The sequence below is a fragment of the Micromonospora sp. NPDC050980 genome, assembly GCF_040653835.1.
Lineage (GTDB): Bacteria > Actinomycetota > Actinomycetes > Mycobacteriales > Micromonosporaceae > Micromonospora.
Map to the genome: position 1 here is coordinate 485,791 of NZ_JBFAGS010000001.1, position 14,582 is coordinate 500,372.

16 protein-coding genes are annotated in these 14,582 nt (G+C 75.1%); 3 read left to right on the plus strand and 13 right to left on the minus strand.

All coding sequences use genetic code 11. The annotated features are described in order from the left end of the window. Nucleotides 1-246 precede the first annotated feature (246 nt). Both AB0H28_RS02355 and AB0H28_RS02360 read left to right on the plus strand, forming a co-directional pair. A complete protein-coding gene (locus AB0H28_RS02355) occupies nucleotides 247-1,095 on the plus strand; it encodes a DUF5667 domain-containing protein (RefSeq protein WP_358032984.1) in 849 nt (282 codons plus the stop codon). Nucleotides 1,096-1,195: 100 nt separating this feature from the next. After that, entirely contained in the window at nucleotides 1,196-2,074 is an 879-nt protein-coding gene (locus AB0H28_RS02360) for an HAD-IB family hydrolase (RefSeq protein WP_358032987.1), read from the plus strand. Nucleotides 2,075-2,081: 7 nt separating this feature from the next. Here the strand turns inward: AB0H28_RS02360 and AB0H28_RS02365 are convergent, their stop codons facing one another. The 12 genes from AB0H28_RS02365 to AB0H28_RS02420 all read right to left on the minus strand — a co-directional run bounded on the left by AB0H28_RS02365 (nucleotide 2,082) and on the right by AB0H28_RS02420 (nucleotide 13,037). Further along, nucleotides 2,082-2,882, minus strand: a complete 801-nt coding sequence (locus AB0H28_RS02365) for a lysophospholipid acyltransferase family protein (RefSeq protein ID WP_358033833.1) — start codon at nucleotides 2,880-2,882, stop codon at nucleotides 2,082-2,084. A gap of 356 nt (nucleotides 2,883-3,238) precedes the next feature. Next, complete coding sequence (locus AB0H28_RS02370; protein ID WP_358032990.1) at nucleotides 3,239-4,312, minus strand: NAD-dependent epimerase/dehydratase family protein; 1,074 nt, start codon at nucleotides 4,310-4,312, stop codon at nucleotides 3,239-3,241. Nucleotides 4,313-4,431: 119 nt separating this feature from the next. Next, entirely contained in the window at nucleotides 4,432-4,533 is a 102-nt protein-coding gene (locus AB0H28_RS02375) for an AURKAIP1/COX24 domain-containing protein (protein WP_007465623.1), read from the minus strand. A 219-nt stretch (nucleotides 4,534-4,752) separates the two neighbouring features. Continuing rightward, nucleotides 4,753-4,962 (minus strand): helix-turn-helix domain-containing protein, encoded by a 210-nt coding sequence (locus tag AB0H28_RS02380; protein WP_013288759.1) that lies wholly within the window; start codon nucleotides 4,960-4,962, stop codon nucleotides 4,753-4,755. Nucleotides 4,963-5,177: 215 nt separating this feature from the next. Then, nucleotides 5,178-6,362: an ABC transporter permease gene (locus AB0H28_RS02385; RefSeq protein WP_358032992.1), complete on the minus strand. Its 1,185-nt coding sequence runs from the start codon at nucleotides 6,360-6,362 to the stop codon at nucleotides 5,178-5,180. Next, nucleotides 6,359-7,138, minus strand: coding sequence for an ABC transporter ATP-binding protein (locus tag AB0H28_RS02390; protein ID WP_358032995.1), 780 nt, complete (start codon nucleotides 7,136-7,138; stop codon nucleotides 6,359-6,361). The genes AB0H28_RS02385 and AB0H28_RS02390 overlap by 4 nt, the downstream gene beginning before the upstream one ends. Further along, nucleotides 7,135-8,532, minus strand: coding sequence for an efflux RND transporter periplasmic adaptor subunit (locus AB0H28_RS02395; RefSeq protein ID WP_358032997.1), 1,398 nt, complete (start codon nucleotides 8,530-8,532; stop codon nucleotides 7,135-7,137). The genes AB0H28_RS02390 and AB0H28_RS02395 overlap by 4 nt, the downstream gene beginning before the upstream one ends. 50 nt (nucleotides 8,533-8,582) lie before the next feature. Continuing rightward, nucleotides 8,583-10,274 (minus strand): hypothetical protein, encoded by a 1,692-nt coding sequence (locus tag AB0H28_RS02400; protein ID WP_358032999.1) that lies wholly within the window; start codon nucleotides 10,272-10,274, stop codon nucleotides 8,583-8,585. Between the two features lie 414 nt (nucleotides 10,275-10,688). Beyond that, the gene (locus AB0H28_RS02405) at nucleotides 10,689-11,258 is read right to left on the minus strand and encodes a WHG domain-containing protein (protein ID WP_358033002.1); all 570 of its coding nucleotides are present in this window, start codon (nucleotides 11,256-11,258) and stop codon (nucleotides 10,689-10,691) included. Further along, complete coding sequence (locus AB0H28_RS02410; protein ID WP_358033004.1) at nucleotides 11,251-11,517, minus strand: alpha/beta hydrolase; 267 nt, start codon at nucleotides 11,515-11,517, stop codon at nucleotides 11,251-11,253. Before AB0H28_RS02410 ends, AB0H28_RS02405 begins: the two co-directional genes overlap by 8 nt. Continuing rightward, on the minus strand, nucleotides 11,496-12,044 hold the full coding sequence (locus AB0H28_RS02415) for an alpha/beta fold hydrolase (RefSeq protein WP_358033006.1): 549 nt from the start codon (nucleotides 12,042-12,044) through the stop codon (nucleotides 11,496-11,498). Before AB0H28_RS02415 ends, AB0H28_RS02410 begins: the two co-directional genes overlap by 22 nt. A 72-nt stretch (nucleotides 12,045-12,116) precedes the next feature. After that, nucleotides 12,117-13,037, minus strand: coding sequence for a proline dehydrogenase family protein (locus AB0H28_RS02420; RefSeq protein WP_358033009.1), 921 nt, complete (start codon nucleotides 13,035-13,037; stop codon nucleotides 12,117-12,119). A gap of 102 nt (nucleotides 13,038-13,139) precedes the next feature. Here AB0H28_RS02420 and AB0H28_RS02425 point away from each other — a divergent pair, with 102 nt between their 5' ends. After that, nucleotides 13,140-13,706, plus strand: coding sequence for a CGNR zinc finger domain-containing protein (locus AB0H28_RS02425; protein WP_358033011.1), 567 nt, complete (start codon nucleotides 13,140-13,142; stop codon nucleotides 13,704-13,706). Between the two features lie 16 nt (nucleotides 13,707-13,722). Here the strand turns inward: AB0H28_RS02425 and AB0H28_RS02430 are convergent, their stop codons facing one another. Beyond that, complete coding sequence (locus AB0H28_RS02430; RefSeq protein WP_358033014.1) at nucleotides 13,723-14,529, minus strand: sugar phosphate isomerase/epimerase; 807 nt, start codon at nucleotides 14,527-14,529, stop codon at nucleotides 13,723-13,725. Between the last annotated feature and the right edge of the window lie 53 nt (nucleotides 14,530-14,582).

The following is a 14,582-nucleotide window of genomic DNA, read 5'->3' on the forward strand; positions in this document are numbered from 1 at the left end:
CGCCGGTGGTCGGCGTGTCTCCGACACCGATCACACCCGGTGATTTCGTCGCTGATCGGGCCGTAACCGGCGACCGGCGCGAACCGTTTCTCCGGGTGCGACCAGTGGTTGTCCCGGCGTCCCCCGGGCCACCCGGTCCGGCAGGTCAGGTCGGCCCCAGCGGTCGACCCACGGCCACACGCTGCCACGGGTCGCTGGTGACGATGACGGCCGCCCGGCCGTGACCAGCGGAAGGGGGTGCCCGCGGTGGACAGCGACCTCTTCTCCGGTCGGCGAGCCGAGCGCTTCGCGCAACTCCTCGACGAGGCCAACGGCGGACGCCGACACCACGTCAGGTCCCGGGCCGACGGCGAGCTCACCACGCTCGTCGAGGTCGGCCGGCGGCTCACCGCCGAGCGGCCCACCGTCGACGTGGACCCCGAGTTCCGCACCGGTCTGCGGGCGATGCTCGTGGCCACCGCCGAGCGCGAGGGCGTCACCGCCGCGGCCGGTTCCGGCCTCCGCGGCGCGTTGCTGCCCGCCATCACCGGCCGGCGGGCCCGGGCCCGGGGCGCGATCCTGGTCGGCGTGGCCGCCGGCGCCATCGCGCTCTCCGGCATCTCCGCCGCCAGCGAGAACGCGCTGCCCGGCGACGCGCTGTACGGCATGAAGCGGTCCACCGAACGCGCCCAGTTGGCGCTGGCCAACTCGGACATCAGTCGTGGGCAACTCTTCCTCGACTTCGCCCGGACCCGGCTCGACGAGGCCGCCTCGGTCCGGCGCGACCCGCTCGGCTTCAGCGCCGTCCTGGACGACATGGACGCGGACACCCGCCAGGGCGTACGCCTGCTGACCACGGCGGCGGCGCAGCGCTCCGACCCGGCGGCGCTGGACGCGGTGGACACCTTCCTCGCCGGCCAGCGCCGGGTGGTCAGCGGCCTGCTCGACCGGCCCGAGCACGCCGACCGGGACCGCACCCGCCGCTCGCTGGCGCTGCTCGACGCCGCCGGCCGGCGCGCCGACGCGCTGCGCGAGGCGATCGCCTGCGGGCTGCCCGCACCGACGGCCAGCGACACCCTCGGGCCGGCGCCGAGCGCCTGCCCCGGCGACCGCTGAGCCCGCGACCACACTTCGCCCGGCGGACACCGGAGCGTCACGGCGAGCCGGATACGCTCGACGTGGAGCCCGTACGCGGTCGTCGAGGGAGGGGGCCGCCGTGACCGAGTCCCGCAAGGTGACCGTCAGCACCGACGCACACGGACACACCGCCGGCTGGGCGGAGACCCCGGCGGCGCCCGCCACCAATGTCACGCCGGATCCGACCGCCGCCGCTTTCTTCGACGTGGACAACACCATGATGCAGGGCGCGTCGATCTACTGGTTCGCCCGCGGGCTGGCCGCCCGCAACTACTTCACCGCCGGTGACCTGGCCCGCTTCGCCTGGCAGCAGGCCCGGTTCCGGCTGCTCGCCACCGAGCACGTGGGCACCATGGCCCAGGCGAAGGAGGCCGCGCTCGCCTTCGTGCGGGGCTGGCGGGTCGACGACGTGGAACGCCTCACCGAGGAGATCTTCGACGAGCTGATGGCGCCGCGCATCTGGGCCGGCACCCGCCGGCTGGCCCAGACGCACCTCGACGCGGGTGAGCGGGTCTGGCTGGTCAGTGCCGCCCCGGTGGAGATCGGCCGGGTTATCGCCGCCCGGCTCGGCCTGACCGGCGCGGTCGGCACGGTCGCCGAGGTGGTCGACGGCGCCTACACCGGCCGGCTGGTCGGCGACCTGATGCACGGGCCGGCGAAGGCCGAGGCGGTCACCCAGCTCGCCGCCGTGCAGGGGCTGGACCTGGCCCGGTGCGCGGCCTACAGCGACTCCACAAACGATCTGCCGATGCTGTCCGCGGTGGGCCGCGCGGTGGCGGTCAACCCCGATCCGGCGCTGCTGCGGCGGGCCCGCGAGCGGGGCTGGGAGGTCCGCGACTTCCGCACCGGCCGCCGGGCCGTACGCATCGCCGTGCCCTCGACCGCCGCCGCCGGCCTGCTCGCCGGCGCGGTCACCGCCGGCCTGGCGCTGCACCGCCGCCGCCAGCGCACCGCCTGAGGGCGGCTCACGGGCCGAACGGGTCCGGCCGGCGTTCGAGCAGCTTGTGCAGGGTCTGCTGGATGGTCTCCCGCACCTGGTCGGCGAGGTTGAACACGACCAGCGGGTCGTCCGCCGAGTCGCGCAGGTGCGCGGTCGGGATCGGCGGGCAGAACTCGATCAGCCACTTGCTCGGCAGCGGCACCATGCCCAGCGGCCCCAGCCAGGGGAACGTCGGCGTCACCGGGAAGTAGGGCAGCTTGAGCAGGCGGGCCAGCGGTTTGATGTCGGCGAGCATCGGATAGATCTCCTCGCCGCCGACGATCGCCACCGGCACGATCGGCGTGCCGGTGCGCAGCGCGGCCGAGACGAAGCCACCCCGGCCGAACCGTTGGAGCTTGTAGCGGTCGGAGTAGAGCTTGCCGATGCCCTTGAAGCCCTCCGGGAACACGCCGACCAGCTCGCCGTTGCCGAGCAGCCGTTCCGCGTCCGGGTTGCAGGCGACCGTGCCGCCGGTCTTGCGGGCCAGTTCGGAGACCACCGGCATCCGGAAGACGAGGTCGGCGCCGAGCAGGCGCAGGTAGCGGTGCGCCGGGTGCCGGTCGTGCAGCGCGGCGGAGAGGATCAGCGCGTCCAGCGCCACGGTGCCGGAGTGGTTGCCCACCACCAGCCCGGCGCCGTCGGCCGGCACGTGTTCCAGGCCGCCGACCTCGGTGCGGAACCAGTCCCGATAGAGCAGCCGGACCAGCGGGTGGAAGACCGCGTCGGTGAGGTCGGGGTCGAAGCCGAACTCGTCCACCTCGTAGTCACCGGAGAGCCGGCGCCGCAGGAAGGCGAGCCCCCGCGCGACGCGGCGGTCCCACTGGTCCCCCGGCCGATGGGTCGCCGCCGGCCCGGCCGGGGCGGCGTCGGTCGGCGCCGGCGCGGCCTTGCTGGCGACCGCCTTCTTCGCGACGGCCTTCTTCGCGACGGCCTTCTTCGCGACCGGCTTCGGCGCGGCGGGTTCGTCGCCGGCCGGCGCGGCGGGCTCGTCGGCGGAGGTGTCCGGCTCGTCGGTCGGCGCCGTCGGGCGGGCGGCCGGCGCGGTGACCGGGCGGTGCCCGTTGCGCCGCGCCGGCTCCGCGTCCGGCCCGGGCCCGGCCGGGGATACGTCGAACCGCGCGTCACGCCGCTCCGGCGAGCTGCTCACGAGCGCTCCCGAACGGTCGAGCGGACCTGGCGGATGCTCTCCAGCACCAGTTGCTCGGCGGCGGCGAGCTGATCCCGGGTCACCACCACCCCGCCGTGGTGGGCGCGGACGAAGTCGTCGAAAGCGGCGGCCGTCGATCGGGGGGTGAAGCCGAACTCCTGCTCGAGGCGGGTGGTGTCCACCACCCGACCGTGCACGAAGAGGTCGACCTGGTCCAAGCCGTAACGGCCGAAACCCATGGTGCGGGCGATCGCGGCCACCCCGGCCAGGCCCGGCTCCAGCACCGGCACGGCCACCCGGCCGGCCCGGCGGATGGCCTGCGACAGCGACAACACCCCCGGCCCGGCCACGTTGTAGGTCCCCGGGTGCTCCTCGGCGACCGCGCGGTGCAGCACCTCCAGCGCGTCGTCGATGTGCAGGAACTGCAGGCGCGGGTCGCGGCCGAAGATGGTGGGCACCACCGGCTGCGCGAAGTAGCGGGTGAGCGTGGTGTCGGCGGTGTAGCCGATGAACGGGGCGAAACGCAGCACGGTCGCGGTGACCTCGGGACGGCGGCGGCGGAAACCGCGCACGTAACCCTCGATGTCGAGGATGTCGCGGCCGAACCCGCCGCGCGGCACCTCGCGCGGCTCGGTCTCCTCGGTGAAGACGGCCGGGTCGCGGAACGACACCCCGTAGGCGGCGGTCGACGAGCGGACCACGAGCCGGCGCAGCCGGGGCGCACGCTGGCAGGCGGCGAGCAGTTGCATGGTGCCGATGACGTTCTGTTCCTTCATCGCCGCCCGGCCGCCCTGCTGCCCGTCGGGGGCGGTGACCAGCGCCAGGTGCACCACGGCGTCGACGTCGAGGTCGGTCAGGAGGCCGCCGAGCGAATCCAGGTCGAGGCGGATCAGCTCGACGTCGGAGAGCAGGTCGGCCAGCTCCGGGTTGGGTGCGGCCGGGTCGACCCCGAGGACCCGGTCGATGCGTGGATCGGCGGCGAGCCGGGCGGCGACGTTGGCGCCGAGGAAACGGCCGACTCCGGTGACGACGACGACCCCCGGGGCACCGGAGGTGCCACCGAAGGTCATGTCGTGCGCCTTGCGCGGCAGGCAGGATCGAGCCGAGACGTCTGCGGCCTGATCACCTGAGCCTCCGAGGGTCGACAGTTGGCAAGTGGTGCCGGTGCCGGGTCAGCGCCCGGCCCCGGTCACTTGCCGAGACGGCGACGCTGGACGCGGGTCTTGCGCAGCAGCTTGCGGTGCTTCTTCTTAGCCATGCGCTTGCGGCGCTTCTTGACCACCGAGCCCATACGACAGCCTTTCGATGCAACGTGCGGGGCGGACCGGCAGGCGCCACCGCACGGTGGCGCCGTGCCCGCTTGCGGACAACGGACCGGACCAGCGAGGTGGGCAGGGCACACCAGGGTGCGATCTCGGTCGGGCTCCAGGGTAGCCGGAGTGCGTCAGCAGGACCAACGCGCCCCCGTCGATGCCCCTTTTCGTCGCACTCGGCGGCGGGCCGCCGAGGGTCAGGCGGACTCCTGGAAGGCGCCCCGGAGATATTCGTGCACGGCGTGCTCGGGCACCCGGAACGAGCGACCGACCCGCACCGCGGTCAACTCACCGCTGTGCACGAGGCGGTAGACCGTCATCTTGGAGACCCGCATGACCGTCGCCACCTCGGCGACGGTCAAGAACCTGACATCCGACAGCCGTGCATCGGACTGCGACCCGGCCATGGCTCACCGACCCATTCCCGTGCCCGGCGCGTGCCACCGGGCAGGTGCTCCCGCCTCGACGAGCGACGCGCGTGTAACCAGTACGGTAGCGGGACGGCTGTGACCTGCGCGATCCCTTCTCATCTTTGATCATGGCGGGACACCCGTTCACCCTGCGTCCACCAGGGCTTTTCGCCCGGACGGGTGGCTCGTCCCGGTCCCGCCGACCGGTACGGCTACTCGGCGCGCAACGCGACCACCGGATCGAGCCGGCCGGCCCGCTGTGCCGGCACCACCCCGAACACGATGCCGACCGCCGCCGACACCCCGAAGGCGAGCGCCAGCGACCACCAGGTGATCGCGGCCGGAATCGGCGAGAACGCGTCGACCAGCAGCGCGGTGCCCACCCCGAGCGCCATCCCGGTCAGGCCGCCGATCGAGGTGAGCAGCACCGCCTCCAGCAGGAACTGCACCCCGATGTCCCGGGGGCGGGCGCCGACCGCCTTGCGCAGACCGATCTCGCGGGTCCGCTCGCGCACCGAGACCAGCATGATGTTGGAGACACCGACGCCGCCGACCAGCAGCGAGATGCCGGCGATGGCGGCCAGCACGCCGGTGAGCACCCCCAGGATGTCGCCGAGCACGCCGAGGATCTGCTGCTGGGTGACGGCGCTGAACTCGGTGTCCGGGTGCCGGCGGGACAACTCCGCGACGATCCGCTCGCCGAGTTGGTCGATCCGCTCCCGGTCCGGCGCCTTGACCGCGATGCCGTCGATCCGCTGCGTGCCCCACAGCCGCTGCGCGGCGGTCACCGGGACGTGCACCTCGTCGTCCCGGTCCACGCCGAGGCTCTGCCCCAGCGGCGCGAACACCCCGATCACCCGGAACCGCACGCCGGCCAGCGTGACCTGCTGGCCGAGCGGGTCCCGGTCGGGAAAGAGCGTCCGGGCCACCGACGCGCCCAGCACCGCCACCCGGCGACTGGTGTCGACGTCCGCCCCGGTCAGATAGCGGCCCCGGGCCAACGACCGGGTGAACACCGACGGGGTGGTCTCCAGCACGCCCTGCACGGTGGTGAAGTCGGACCGGTTGCCGGCCCGCGCGGTCGCACCGGACGCCACCGTCACGGCCACCCGAGCCGGATCACCGACCACCCGGGAGACGGCGTCGACGTCCCGGAGGTCCAGCGGGGAGACCACCGGTGCGGTGCCCACCTCGATCTTGCCCGGCACCACCAGGAGCAGGTTCGACCCGAGCCCTTCGACCTGCTGCTCCACCTGCTGCTTGGTGCCGGTGCCGATAGCCACCAGGATGACCACCGAGGCGACCCCGATGATCACGCCGAGCATGGTCAGCAGGCTGCGCATCCGGTTGGCCCGCAGCGCGTCCGACGCCACCCGCCAGGCCTCGGCCACCCTCATCCGGCGCCGCCGAGAGCGGAGCGGGGCTCCGCGCTGGGAGCGGGATCCAGTGTCGCAGGTACGGCCGCGCCGTCCGGTCCCGGTCGATCATGGCGGCTGTCGGACCGGATCAACCCGTCCCGGACCGCGATCCGCCGGCGCGCGCGGGCCGCCACCTCCTGGTCGTGCGTCACCATCACCAACGCCACCCCCGATTCGGCGTTCAGCCGCTCCAGCAGCTCCAGCACCGCCTCGCCGGTGACGCTGTCCAGGTTGCCGGTGGGCTCGTCGGCCAGCAGCACCGCCGGTTCGGTGACCAACGCCCGGGCGATCGCCACCCGCTGCTGCTCGCCACCGGAGAGCTGGTTGGGCCGGTGGTGCAGGCGGTGCCCCAGCCCGACCCGGCCGAGCATCGCCGCCGCCCGCTCCCGCCGCTGCCGCGCCCCGACGCCGCGGTAGACCAGCGGCAACGCCACGTTGTCCACGGCCGACGTCCGGGCCAGCAGGTGGAACGCCTGGAAGACGAAGCCGATCGTCTGGTTGCGCAGCGTCGCCAGCTCCGGCGCGGTCAGCGAGGCCACGTCCCGCCCACCGATCACCAGCCGGCCGCCGCTGGGCCGGTCCAGCCCGCCGAGCAGGTGCATCAGCGTGGACTTGCCCGACCCGGAGGGACCGATCACCGCCACGTACTCGCCCTGGTCGATGGTGAGCGACACCCCGCGCAGCGCGGACACCGACACCCCGTCCAGCTCGTACGTCCGCCAGACGTCGACCGCCTCGATCGCGGCGACGGTCACGGAAGTTCCTGACCGTCGCGGACCTGGTCGGCGCCGCGCACCACCACCCGGTCGCCGGCCCGCACCCCGTCGACGATCTGCACCAGATCCTGCCCCTGCACGCCGACCGTCACCGGCACCCGGTCCGCCCGGCCGTCGCGCAGCACCCAGACCGCGTCCCGCCCGTCGGCGGAGAAGACCGCCGAGGCCGGTACGGCCAGCGCGTCGGCCGCCTCCCGCACCCGCAGCCGGACCACGGCGTTCATGCCGGGGCGGGGCACCGGAGCGGCCTGCGCCCCGTCGAGTCGACCCGCGCCCAGGTCGAGCCGCACCCGGTAGGTGACCCCACCCCGGGCCGAACTGGTGGGCAGCACGTCGACCGAGCGGACTGTCGCGTCGTACGTCGCACCGGTCACCGCGTCCAACTCCACCGAGGCGGGCACCCCGGCGCGGACCAGCAGCACATCCGTCTCGTCCACCTCGGCGAGCAGGCCGAGCCGGCCGGTGTCCACCACGGTGAGCACCGGCGTGCCGGCGGTGACCCGGCCACCGGCCGGCACCGCGTCGTCGACCCCGGCCGGCGGTCCGCCCGAGCCGGCCGCGCCCAACGCCGACGGGTCCAGACCGGGCGGCACCCCACCACCGGCCGCGCCGAACAGCCCGGCCAGGTCGGTCGGCGCCGCCGCCCGGACCCCACCGGGTTGCACCACGCCCGCGATCGGGGCGCGCAGCGTCAGCGCGTCGACGGTCGCCTTCGCCAGGTCGTACGCCTGCTGGGCCTGGAGGCGCTGCGCGGCCGACAACGCGCTGACGGCGCTGTTCAGGCCGGCCACACCGCGCTGCACGGCGGTGACCGCGCGGTCGGCGGCGCGGGCGGCCGAGGCGTACTGCCGCTGCGCCGACTCGACCTGGAGCAGCAACGCGGCACGCGCGTGCGGGTCGCCGACCTTGCCGGCGGCGGCGCGGGCGGCGGCGAACGCCTCGTCGGCGGCCCGGTCGGTGCCGCGACGGTTGCCGCCCAGGTCACCGACGCCGACGCCCCGGCCGGCCCGCTTCGCCGCGCGCAGCGCGTCCCGCGCCTGGGCCAGCCGCTCCCGCGCGGACGGCGAGTCGACCACCGCGAGCACCTGCCCCCGGGCGACCCGCTGTCCGGGTTGGACACGCAGGCTCGCCAGGGTGCCGTCGGCGGGGGCGGTGAGGGTGGCCGCGGCGCGGGCGGTCACCGTGGCCGGCGCGTCGATCACCTCGGTGACCGGCGCCCGGCCGACCGGCGCGACGGTGACCGCCGGGGCGTCGTCACCGCAGCTCGCGGCCGTGGTGCCGGTCAGCGCGACGGCGGCGAGGAGGGCGGTGAGCAGGCGGGGCCGCGTGGCTTGGCGCAGCCGCGGCGAGGGAGTGCGGGCCACCCGGCCCATGCTACGACCCGTCGACCGGCGTCGACGCTCCGGCGCATGGCGGACGGCGCTCAGCCGGCGGCCGACCGGACGTAGGCGACGCAGTCGTCGTGCAGCATCGGCCACGGGTCGCCGAACACCTCGTCGGCGGCCTCGGCCAGGGGCCGCCGCTGGTGCACCACCGCCCGGAAGAAGTCCAGCACCCGCTGCTCGCCGTACCTGTCGACCAGGTGCCGCACGGCCAGGTAGCCGACCCCGTAGGCGCCGCCGACCCGGTCGTCGGTGGCGTCGTCGGCCGGGGCCACCGCGTCGAGCCGGCCGGCCCAGTCGCCGCGGACCAGCTTGCGCACCTCGGCCAGGCCCTCGTAGCGGTCCACCGGCTGGCCGTCGGTGCCGGCGTACTCGGCGAGTCCCTCCACCAGCCACCAGTCCGCGTGGTCCGCGTAGCCCTGGTCGGGCAGCGAGGAGGCGTGCGTCAGCTCGTGCCGGAGCAGGTCGTCGGTGCCGCTGGGGGCGAGGCTCCGCGCGTTGAGCACGACGTCGTGGCGGCCACCGCCGACCCCGACCGCGTACCCGGCGGTCCACTTCGGCCGGCCACCGCCGTACCAGCGCTGCCACTCGGCGCGGCCGGCGTAGTAGACCAGGTACCTGTCGGGCGGCGGGCCGACCGCGTACCGGTCGGCGACCCGGGCGGCGGCCTCGGCCTGGGCGAGCAGGCCGGGCAGCTTGGCCCGCTGCGCCGGCGTGGTGGCCACCAGCGCCCGCTTCCCGACGGCCACGGCCAGGTCGTCCACCGCCCAGGGGCGCACCCCGGTCGGGTCGGTCCGCGACGGCTCCACCGCGAGCAGCCACGGCTGCCCGCCCACCAGCCGCCACCGGGTGGCCAGCCCGGTCGTGCTCGGCACGCAACCCGGCACCACGAAGCAGTAGCCCACCGACACGGTCAGCCGCCACTGTCCGGGCCGCCCGTCGACCGCCACCGGCACGCCGTCGGCGGCGGGCCGCCACACGGTGACCCGCAGCGCCCGCAGCGCCGCGTACCGTCTGGTCAGCGCCGGCCGGGCGGCCGGCTCCGCGACCGCGAGGAAGCCGGCCCGGTCGCCGCCGAGCAACGCGGCGCCCTGCCGGTCGAGCTGCCCGACCATCCGCGCGGCGAGCTGCCGCTCGGCGGCCGTGCCCCGGTCGGCCGGGACCGCCGCCGGCCGACCGGCCGCGTCCGGTGCCAGCTCCCGCAGGAGTACGCCGGGAACCGCGCCCGCCACCAGGCCGAGCGCCAGCCCGAGCGCGGTCCAGAGCGGCCACCGCCGCTTCCGCGCGGGCGCCGGCGCGGGCACGAGGGTGCCGGTCGGCTCCGGCACCGTCGTGACCACCGCCGGCGGGCACGCGCCAGCCACCGCCCCGTTCGACCCCGGCGCGGCCGGAGCTGGCGCGGCCGGAGCCGGTGCGGTCGGAGCCGGTGCGGTCGGAGCCGGTGCGGTCGGAGCCCGGGTAGGCAGGGGCGGGCTCGCCTGCGGTGTGGCGGGGGCAGCCGCGTTCGGCTCGGGTAGGGCCGCCGTCACGGCGGCGGGGACGGACGCGCTCGCCTCGCTCGTGCCCGCCGCCGGCGTGGGGACTGCCGTGGTCGACGGGGTGCCCACCGGGGCCGGAGGCGGCATCACCTCACCGACCTCGGCGCGGGGGCGCTGCCCCTCGTCGTTGCTCCCGGCGGGTGGCGGGTCGCCGTCGGCTACCCGGCCGGGGGGCTCCTCGTCGCCGTCGGTCACCGGCGAAGGGTACGACCAATCGGGCTTTCCGGGAAAGAGTCCGGCGAGTAATCCCTTCCCGCACGCCGCACCAGATCTTGGAACGAATCGGCCCTCCGCTTCCAAGATCCTTCCGGAAAGTGGCGTCCACCGAGATCATGGTGCGGATCCGCCCCTCCGGGGTCGTGCCCACACCAGGATCCGGCGCGGACAGGGGACGGGGCGGGGCGGGGCAGATCGGGGTGCCGGCGCGGGTCAGGAACGCCTTGTCGAGGGACCAGAGCAGCACCAGGGCCGCGCCGGCCAGCGGGTGGCCGGGCAGGGCCGGCAGGCAGACGACGCCCAGCAGCGCGGCCTTCGTCGCGCCGCCCGGCCCCGACGGCGACGCCCCGAGCCGGCCCGCGCCGGCACGTGCCGGACCATCCGGCCCGGTCCTCATCCGGGCCCCCAGCCGCGGTACGCGAGGTCGAGCCCGTCGATCATCCGGTCGAAGGAGCGGTCGACGTCGCGGGGCAGCCCGAATCCGCCCGCCGCCTCCAGCGTGACGAACCCGTGCACGGTGGCCCGGAACATCCGGGTGGCGTCGACGGCCGCGTCGCCCTCGACGCCGTACCCGCGCAGGATCGCGAAGACCGCGCCGACCGCGCGTTCGGCGGCGGCCAGGTGTTCGGGGTCGGTGGGGTCGGGTGCCCGCTGGGTGGCCGGGTAGCGGCCGGGATGCCGGTGGGCGTACGCCCGGTAGGCGGCGGCGACGGCGCGCAGGGCGGCGCCGCCGGACCGGCCCGCGGCGGCGGCGGTCAGCACGTCGGCGATCTCGGCGGTGGCCAGCACGGCGAGCTTCTGGTGCAGGGCGTCGACGCCACGCACGTGCTTGTAGAGGCTGGGCAGCGCGACGCCGAGCCGGCCGGCGAGCGCGGCCAGGGTCAGCCGGTCGTGCCCGACCTCGTCGGCGAGCACGGCGGCCTCCCGGACCACCGTCGTCGGGGTCAGGCCGGCCCTAGGCACTCGCGGTCACCGTCAGGAACTCGACCAGCGCGGCGGCGGTGGCGGCGGGCTGGTCGGCGTGCGGGTAGTGGCCGGAGTCGGCGATCATGCGCGCCTCCGCGACGGCGAACTGCCGTCGGGCGGCCCGGGCCTCGGCGCCCGGGTCGGGGAAGTCCGGGTCCTTCGTGCCCATCAGCACCAGCACCGGTTGCCGCACCTGGGCGGCCCGCGCGGTCCAGTGCGGGTCCACCGGCGCGATCACGCCGCGCACCGCGTCCATCCGGCCGCGCAGCTTGGCGACCAGTTCCTTGCGGTACGCGGCGTCGTCGGCCGGCCGGCCGCAGGAAAAAGCGTGCGGTGGAACAGCCCGAACAGGCGGGGGCTGCGCAGCACGGCGGCCTGGAGCACCCGCATCAGCGGGTTCGGCTTCGGCTGGCCGACGAACGGGCTGATCTGCACGATGCCGCCGACCAGGTCCGGCGACTCGGCGGCGGCGAAGACGACGCCCGCCCCGCTGGACGAGCTGCCGACCAACGTGGCCGGCCCACCGCCCAGCGCCCGCACCACGGCGAGCAGGTCGCCACCGACCTCGGCCGGGGCGTACGTGGGCCAGTGCGGGCTGGAGTCGCCGTGGCCGCGTACGTCGATCGAGGCGACCCGGTAGCCGGCCGCCACCAGCAGCGGCGTCAGGTGCCGGAAGGCCGCCCGGTTCTCCCCCATGCCGTGGGCGAGCACCACGAGAGGTCCGGCGCCGTGCACCTCGTACGCGATGGTCCCGCCGTCCCGCGCCACCTGGCTAATAGTCATAGCCCTAAAGCTAATACCATTAGCTTTAGGGGTCAAGCGTCGACCTCGACGGGCCGGCCGGACTGACCCGTTTCACTTCTTCGACATCACCGCGCGACCGAAGAACGCCAGGTTCGCCGGGCGCTCGGCGAGCCGCCGCATCAGGTAGCCGTACCACTGGTCGCCGTAGGGGACGTAGGTGCGCACCGTGTAGCCCTCGCCGACCAGGCGCTTCTGCTCCTCCGGACGGATGCCGTAGAGCATCTGGAACTCGAACCGGCCCGGGTCACGGTCGAACCAGCGCGCCCGGTCCTCGCCGATGGCGATCAGGCGCGGGTCGTGGGTGGCCAGCATCGGATAACCGTCGCCCGCCATCAGCACGTTCAGGCAGCGCACGTACGACTTGTCCACCTCGCGGGCAGACTGGTAGGCCACCGACTCCGGCTCCCGGTAGGCGCCCTTGCACAGCCGCACCCGGGAGCCGGCGGAAGCCAACTCCCGGCAGTCCGACTCGGTCCGCCGCAGGTACGCCTGAAGCACCGCGCCGGTCGACGGGTGGTCCTTGCGCAGCTTGGTCAGGACGTCGAGCGTCGAGTCGGTGGTGGTGTGGTCCTCCATGTCCAGGGTGACCGTGGTGCCGACGGCGTCGGCCGCCGCGCAGATCGCCCGGACGTTCTCGTACGCGAACTGCTCGTCGAACGCCTGGCCGAGCGCGGACAGCTTCACGCTGACCTCGGCGGCCGGGGTGAGCCCGGCGGCGCCGAGCAGGCGCAGCAGCTTGAGGTATTCGTCCCGGGTGGCGTTCGCCTGCTCACCGGTGGTGGTGTCCTCGCCCAGGTAGTCGAGGGTGACCGCCTGGCCGTCGGCGACAAGTGCGCGGGTCGCGCGCAGCGCGTCGTCGGTGCCGGCGCCGGCGACGAACCGGCGGACGACGTCCCGGGTGAACGGGGCCGTCGCGACGAGCCGCTCCACCTGGGATGACCGGGAGGCGGCGAGGATGACGGAACGGAGCATGAGCCGAGCGTAACGCCCGCCCGCGTCCCCGCGCCGGGCACGGCCGCCCACCCCACCACATCGACGCGCCACGCCCGCGCCGAGTCGTCTACCGTTGGTGTCGTGAACTTCGACGCGTACGCCCGGACCGGGGTCGAGCTCGTCAACGCCCGGCTGGACGACCTGGACGGCCTGCGGGCCCTCTTCCCGGACGAGAACGCCTGGATGCGCGACGAGGTCGCGGAACGGGACCTGGCGATCTTCCGCCGCGCGCAGAAGCGCCTGCGGGACGTCTTCGAGTACGGCACCTCGGGGCGGGACGCCGACGCGGTGACCGAGCTGAACGCGCTGTTGGAGTCGTTCCCGGTGCAGCCACGCATCTCCGGCCACGACTCCTCCGACTGGCACATGCACGTGACCAGCCGGGGCGCGTCGGTCTCCGCGGAATACCTGGCCGGCGCGGTCTGGGGCCTGTCCGTGTGGCTCTGCGAGTACGGCAGCGCCCGCTTCGGCGTCTGCGCGGACGAGCGTTGCGGCAACGTCTACCTGGACACCTCGTCCAACTGCTGCCGGCGGTTCTGCTCGGAGCGCTGCGCCACCCGCTCGCACGTCGCGGCGCACCGGGCCCGCAAGCGCGCCGCGGTCGGCGAACAGGCGGTGCCGGCCCAGCCGCTCGCCCCGGTGAGCTGACCGCGGGCGGAGCGGCTCAGACGTCGACCGGCGAGGGCGCGGTCAGGTTGGCGCGGGCGAACTCCAGCGACTCGCGCAGATCCGCCTCGCGGGCCCCGCGCCCCTTCGCGCCCCGGGTGGTCACCTCCACCGCGACCGAGCCGGTGAACCCCCGCCCGGCCAGCGACCGGAGCAGCTCCGCGCAGGGCTGACCGCCCCGACCGGGCACCAGGTGCTCGTCGCGCCCCTCGCCGGTGCCGTCGCCCAGGTGCACGTGCGCCAGGCCGGCGCCCATCCGGTCGGCCATCGCCAGCGCGTCGGTGTGCGACGCCGCGCAGTGCGACAGGTCCAGGGTGTAGGAGGCGTAGCCGGTGTCGGTCGGATCCCACCCCGGCACGTACGGCACGAACTGCCGGCCGGCCATCCGCACCGGGAACATGTTCTCCACCGCGAAGCGGAGGCCGCCGAACTGCCCGGCGATGGCGTCCAGCCCGTCGGCGAACGTGCGCGCGTAGTCGCGCTGCCAGGTGAACGGCGGGTGCACCACCACGGTCGGCGCCTCAAGCGTCTCGGCCAGCTCGGCGGCCCGCCGCAGCCGCTCCCACGGGTCCGCGCTCCACACCCGCTGGGTGACCAGCAGGCAGGGCGCGTGCACCGAGAGCACCGGCACGTCGTAGTGCTCGGACAGCCCCCGCAGCGCGCCCGGGTCCTGGCTCACCGGGTCGGTCCAGACCATCACCTCGACGCCGTCGTACCCGAGCGCGGCGGCGAGCTGAAACGCCGCCGCGGTCCGTTCGGGGAAGACCGAGGACGTGGACAGGAGCACCGGCACGCGGGAAGTCACACCCCTCAGGGTAGCCGCACCCGACCGTGAGCATCGGGACGAGCAGCTGCAAA

Excerpts from the sequence above, each read along its gene's own strand:
- AB0H28_RS02370 (WP_358032990.1), bottom strand. The coding sequence starts at position 4,312 with ATGACCTTCGGTGGCACCTCCGGTGCCCCGGGGGTCGTCGTCGTCACC.
- AB0H28_RS02375 (WP_007465623.1), bottom strand. The coding sequence starts at position 4,533 with ATGGGCTCGGTGGTCAAGAAGCGCCGCAAGCGCATGGCTAAGAAGAAG.
- AB0H28_RS02380 (WP_013288759.1), bottom strand. The coding sequence starts at position 4,962 with ATGGCCGGGTCGCAGTCCGATGCACGGCTGTCGGATGTCAGGTTCTTG.
- AB0H28_RS02385 (WP_358032992.1), bottom strand. The coding sequence starts at position 6,362 with ATGAGGGTGGCCGAGGCCTGGCGGGTGGCGTCGGACGCGCTGCGGGCC.
- AB0H28_RS02395 (WP_358032997.1), bottom strand. The coding sequence starts at position 8,532 with ATGGGCCGGGTGGCCCGCACTCCCTCGCCGCGGCTGCGCCAAGCCACG.
- AB0H28_RS02410 (WP_358033004.1), bottom strand. The coding sequence starts at position 11,517 with ATGGACGCGGTGCGCGGCGTGATCGCGCCGGTGGACCCGCACTGGACC.
- AB0H28_RS02415 (WP_358033006.1), bottom strand. The coding sequence starts at position 12,044 with ATGACTATTAGCCAGGTGGCGCGGGACGGCGGGACCATCGCGTACGAG.
- AB0H28_RS02420 (WP_358033009.1), bottom strand. The coding sequence starts at position 13,037 with ATGCTCCGTTCCGTCATCCTCGCCGCCTCCCGGTCATCCCAGGTGGAG.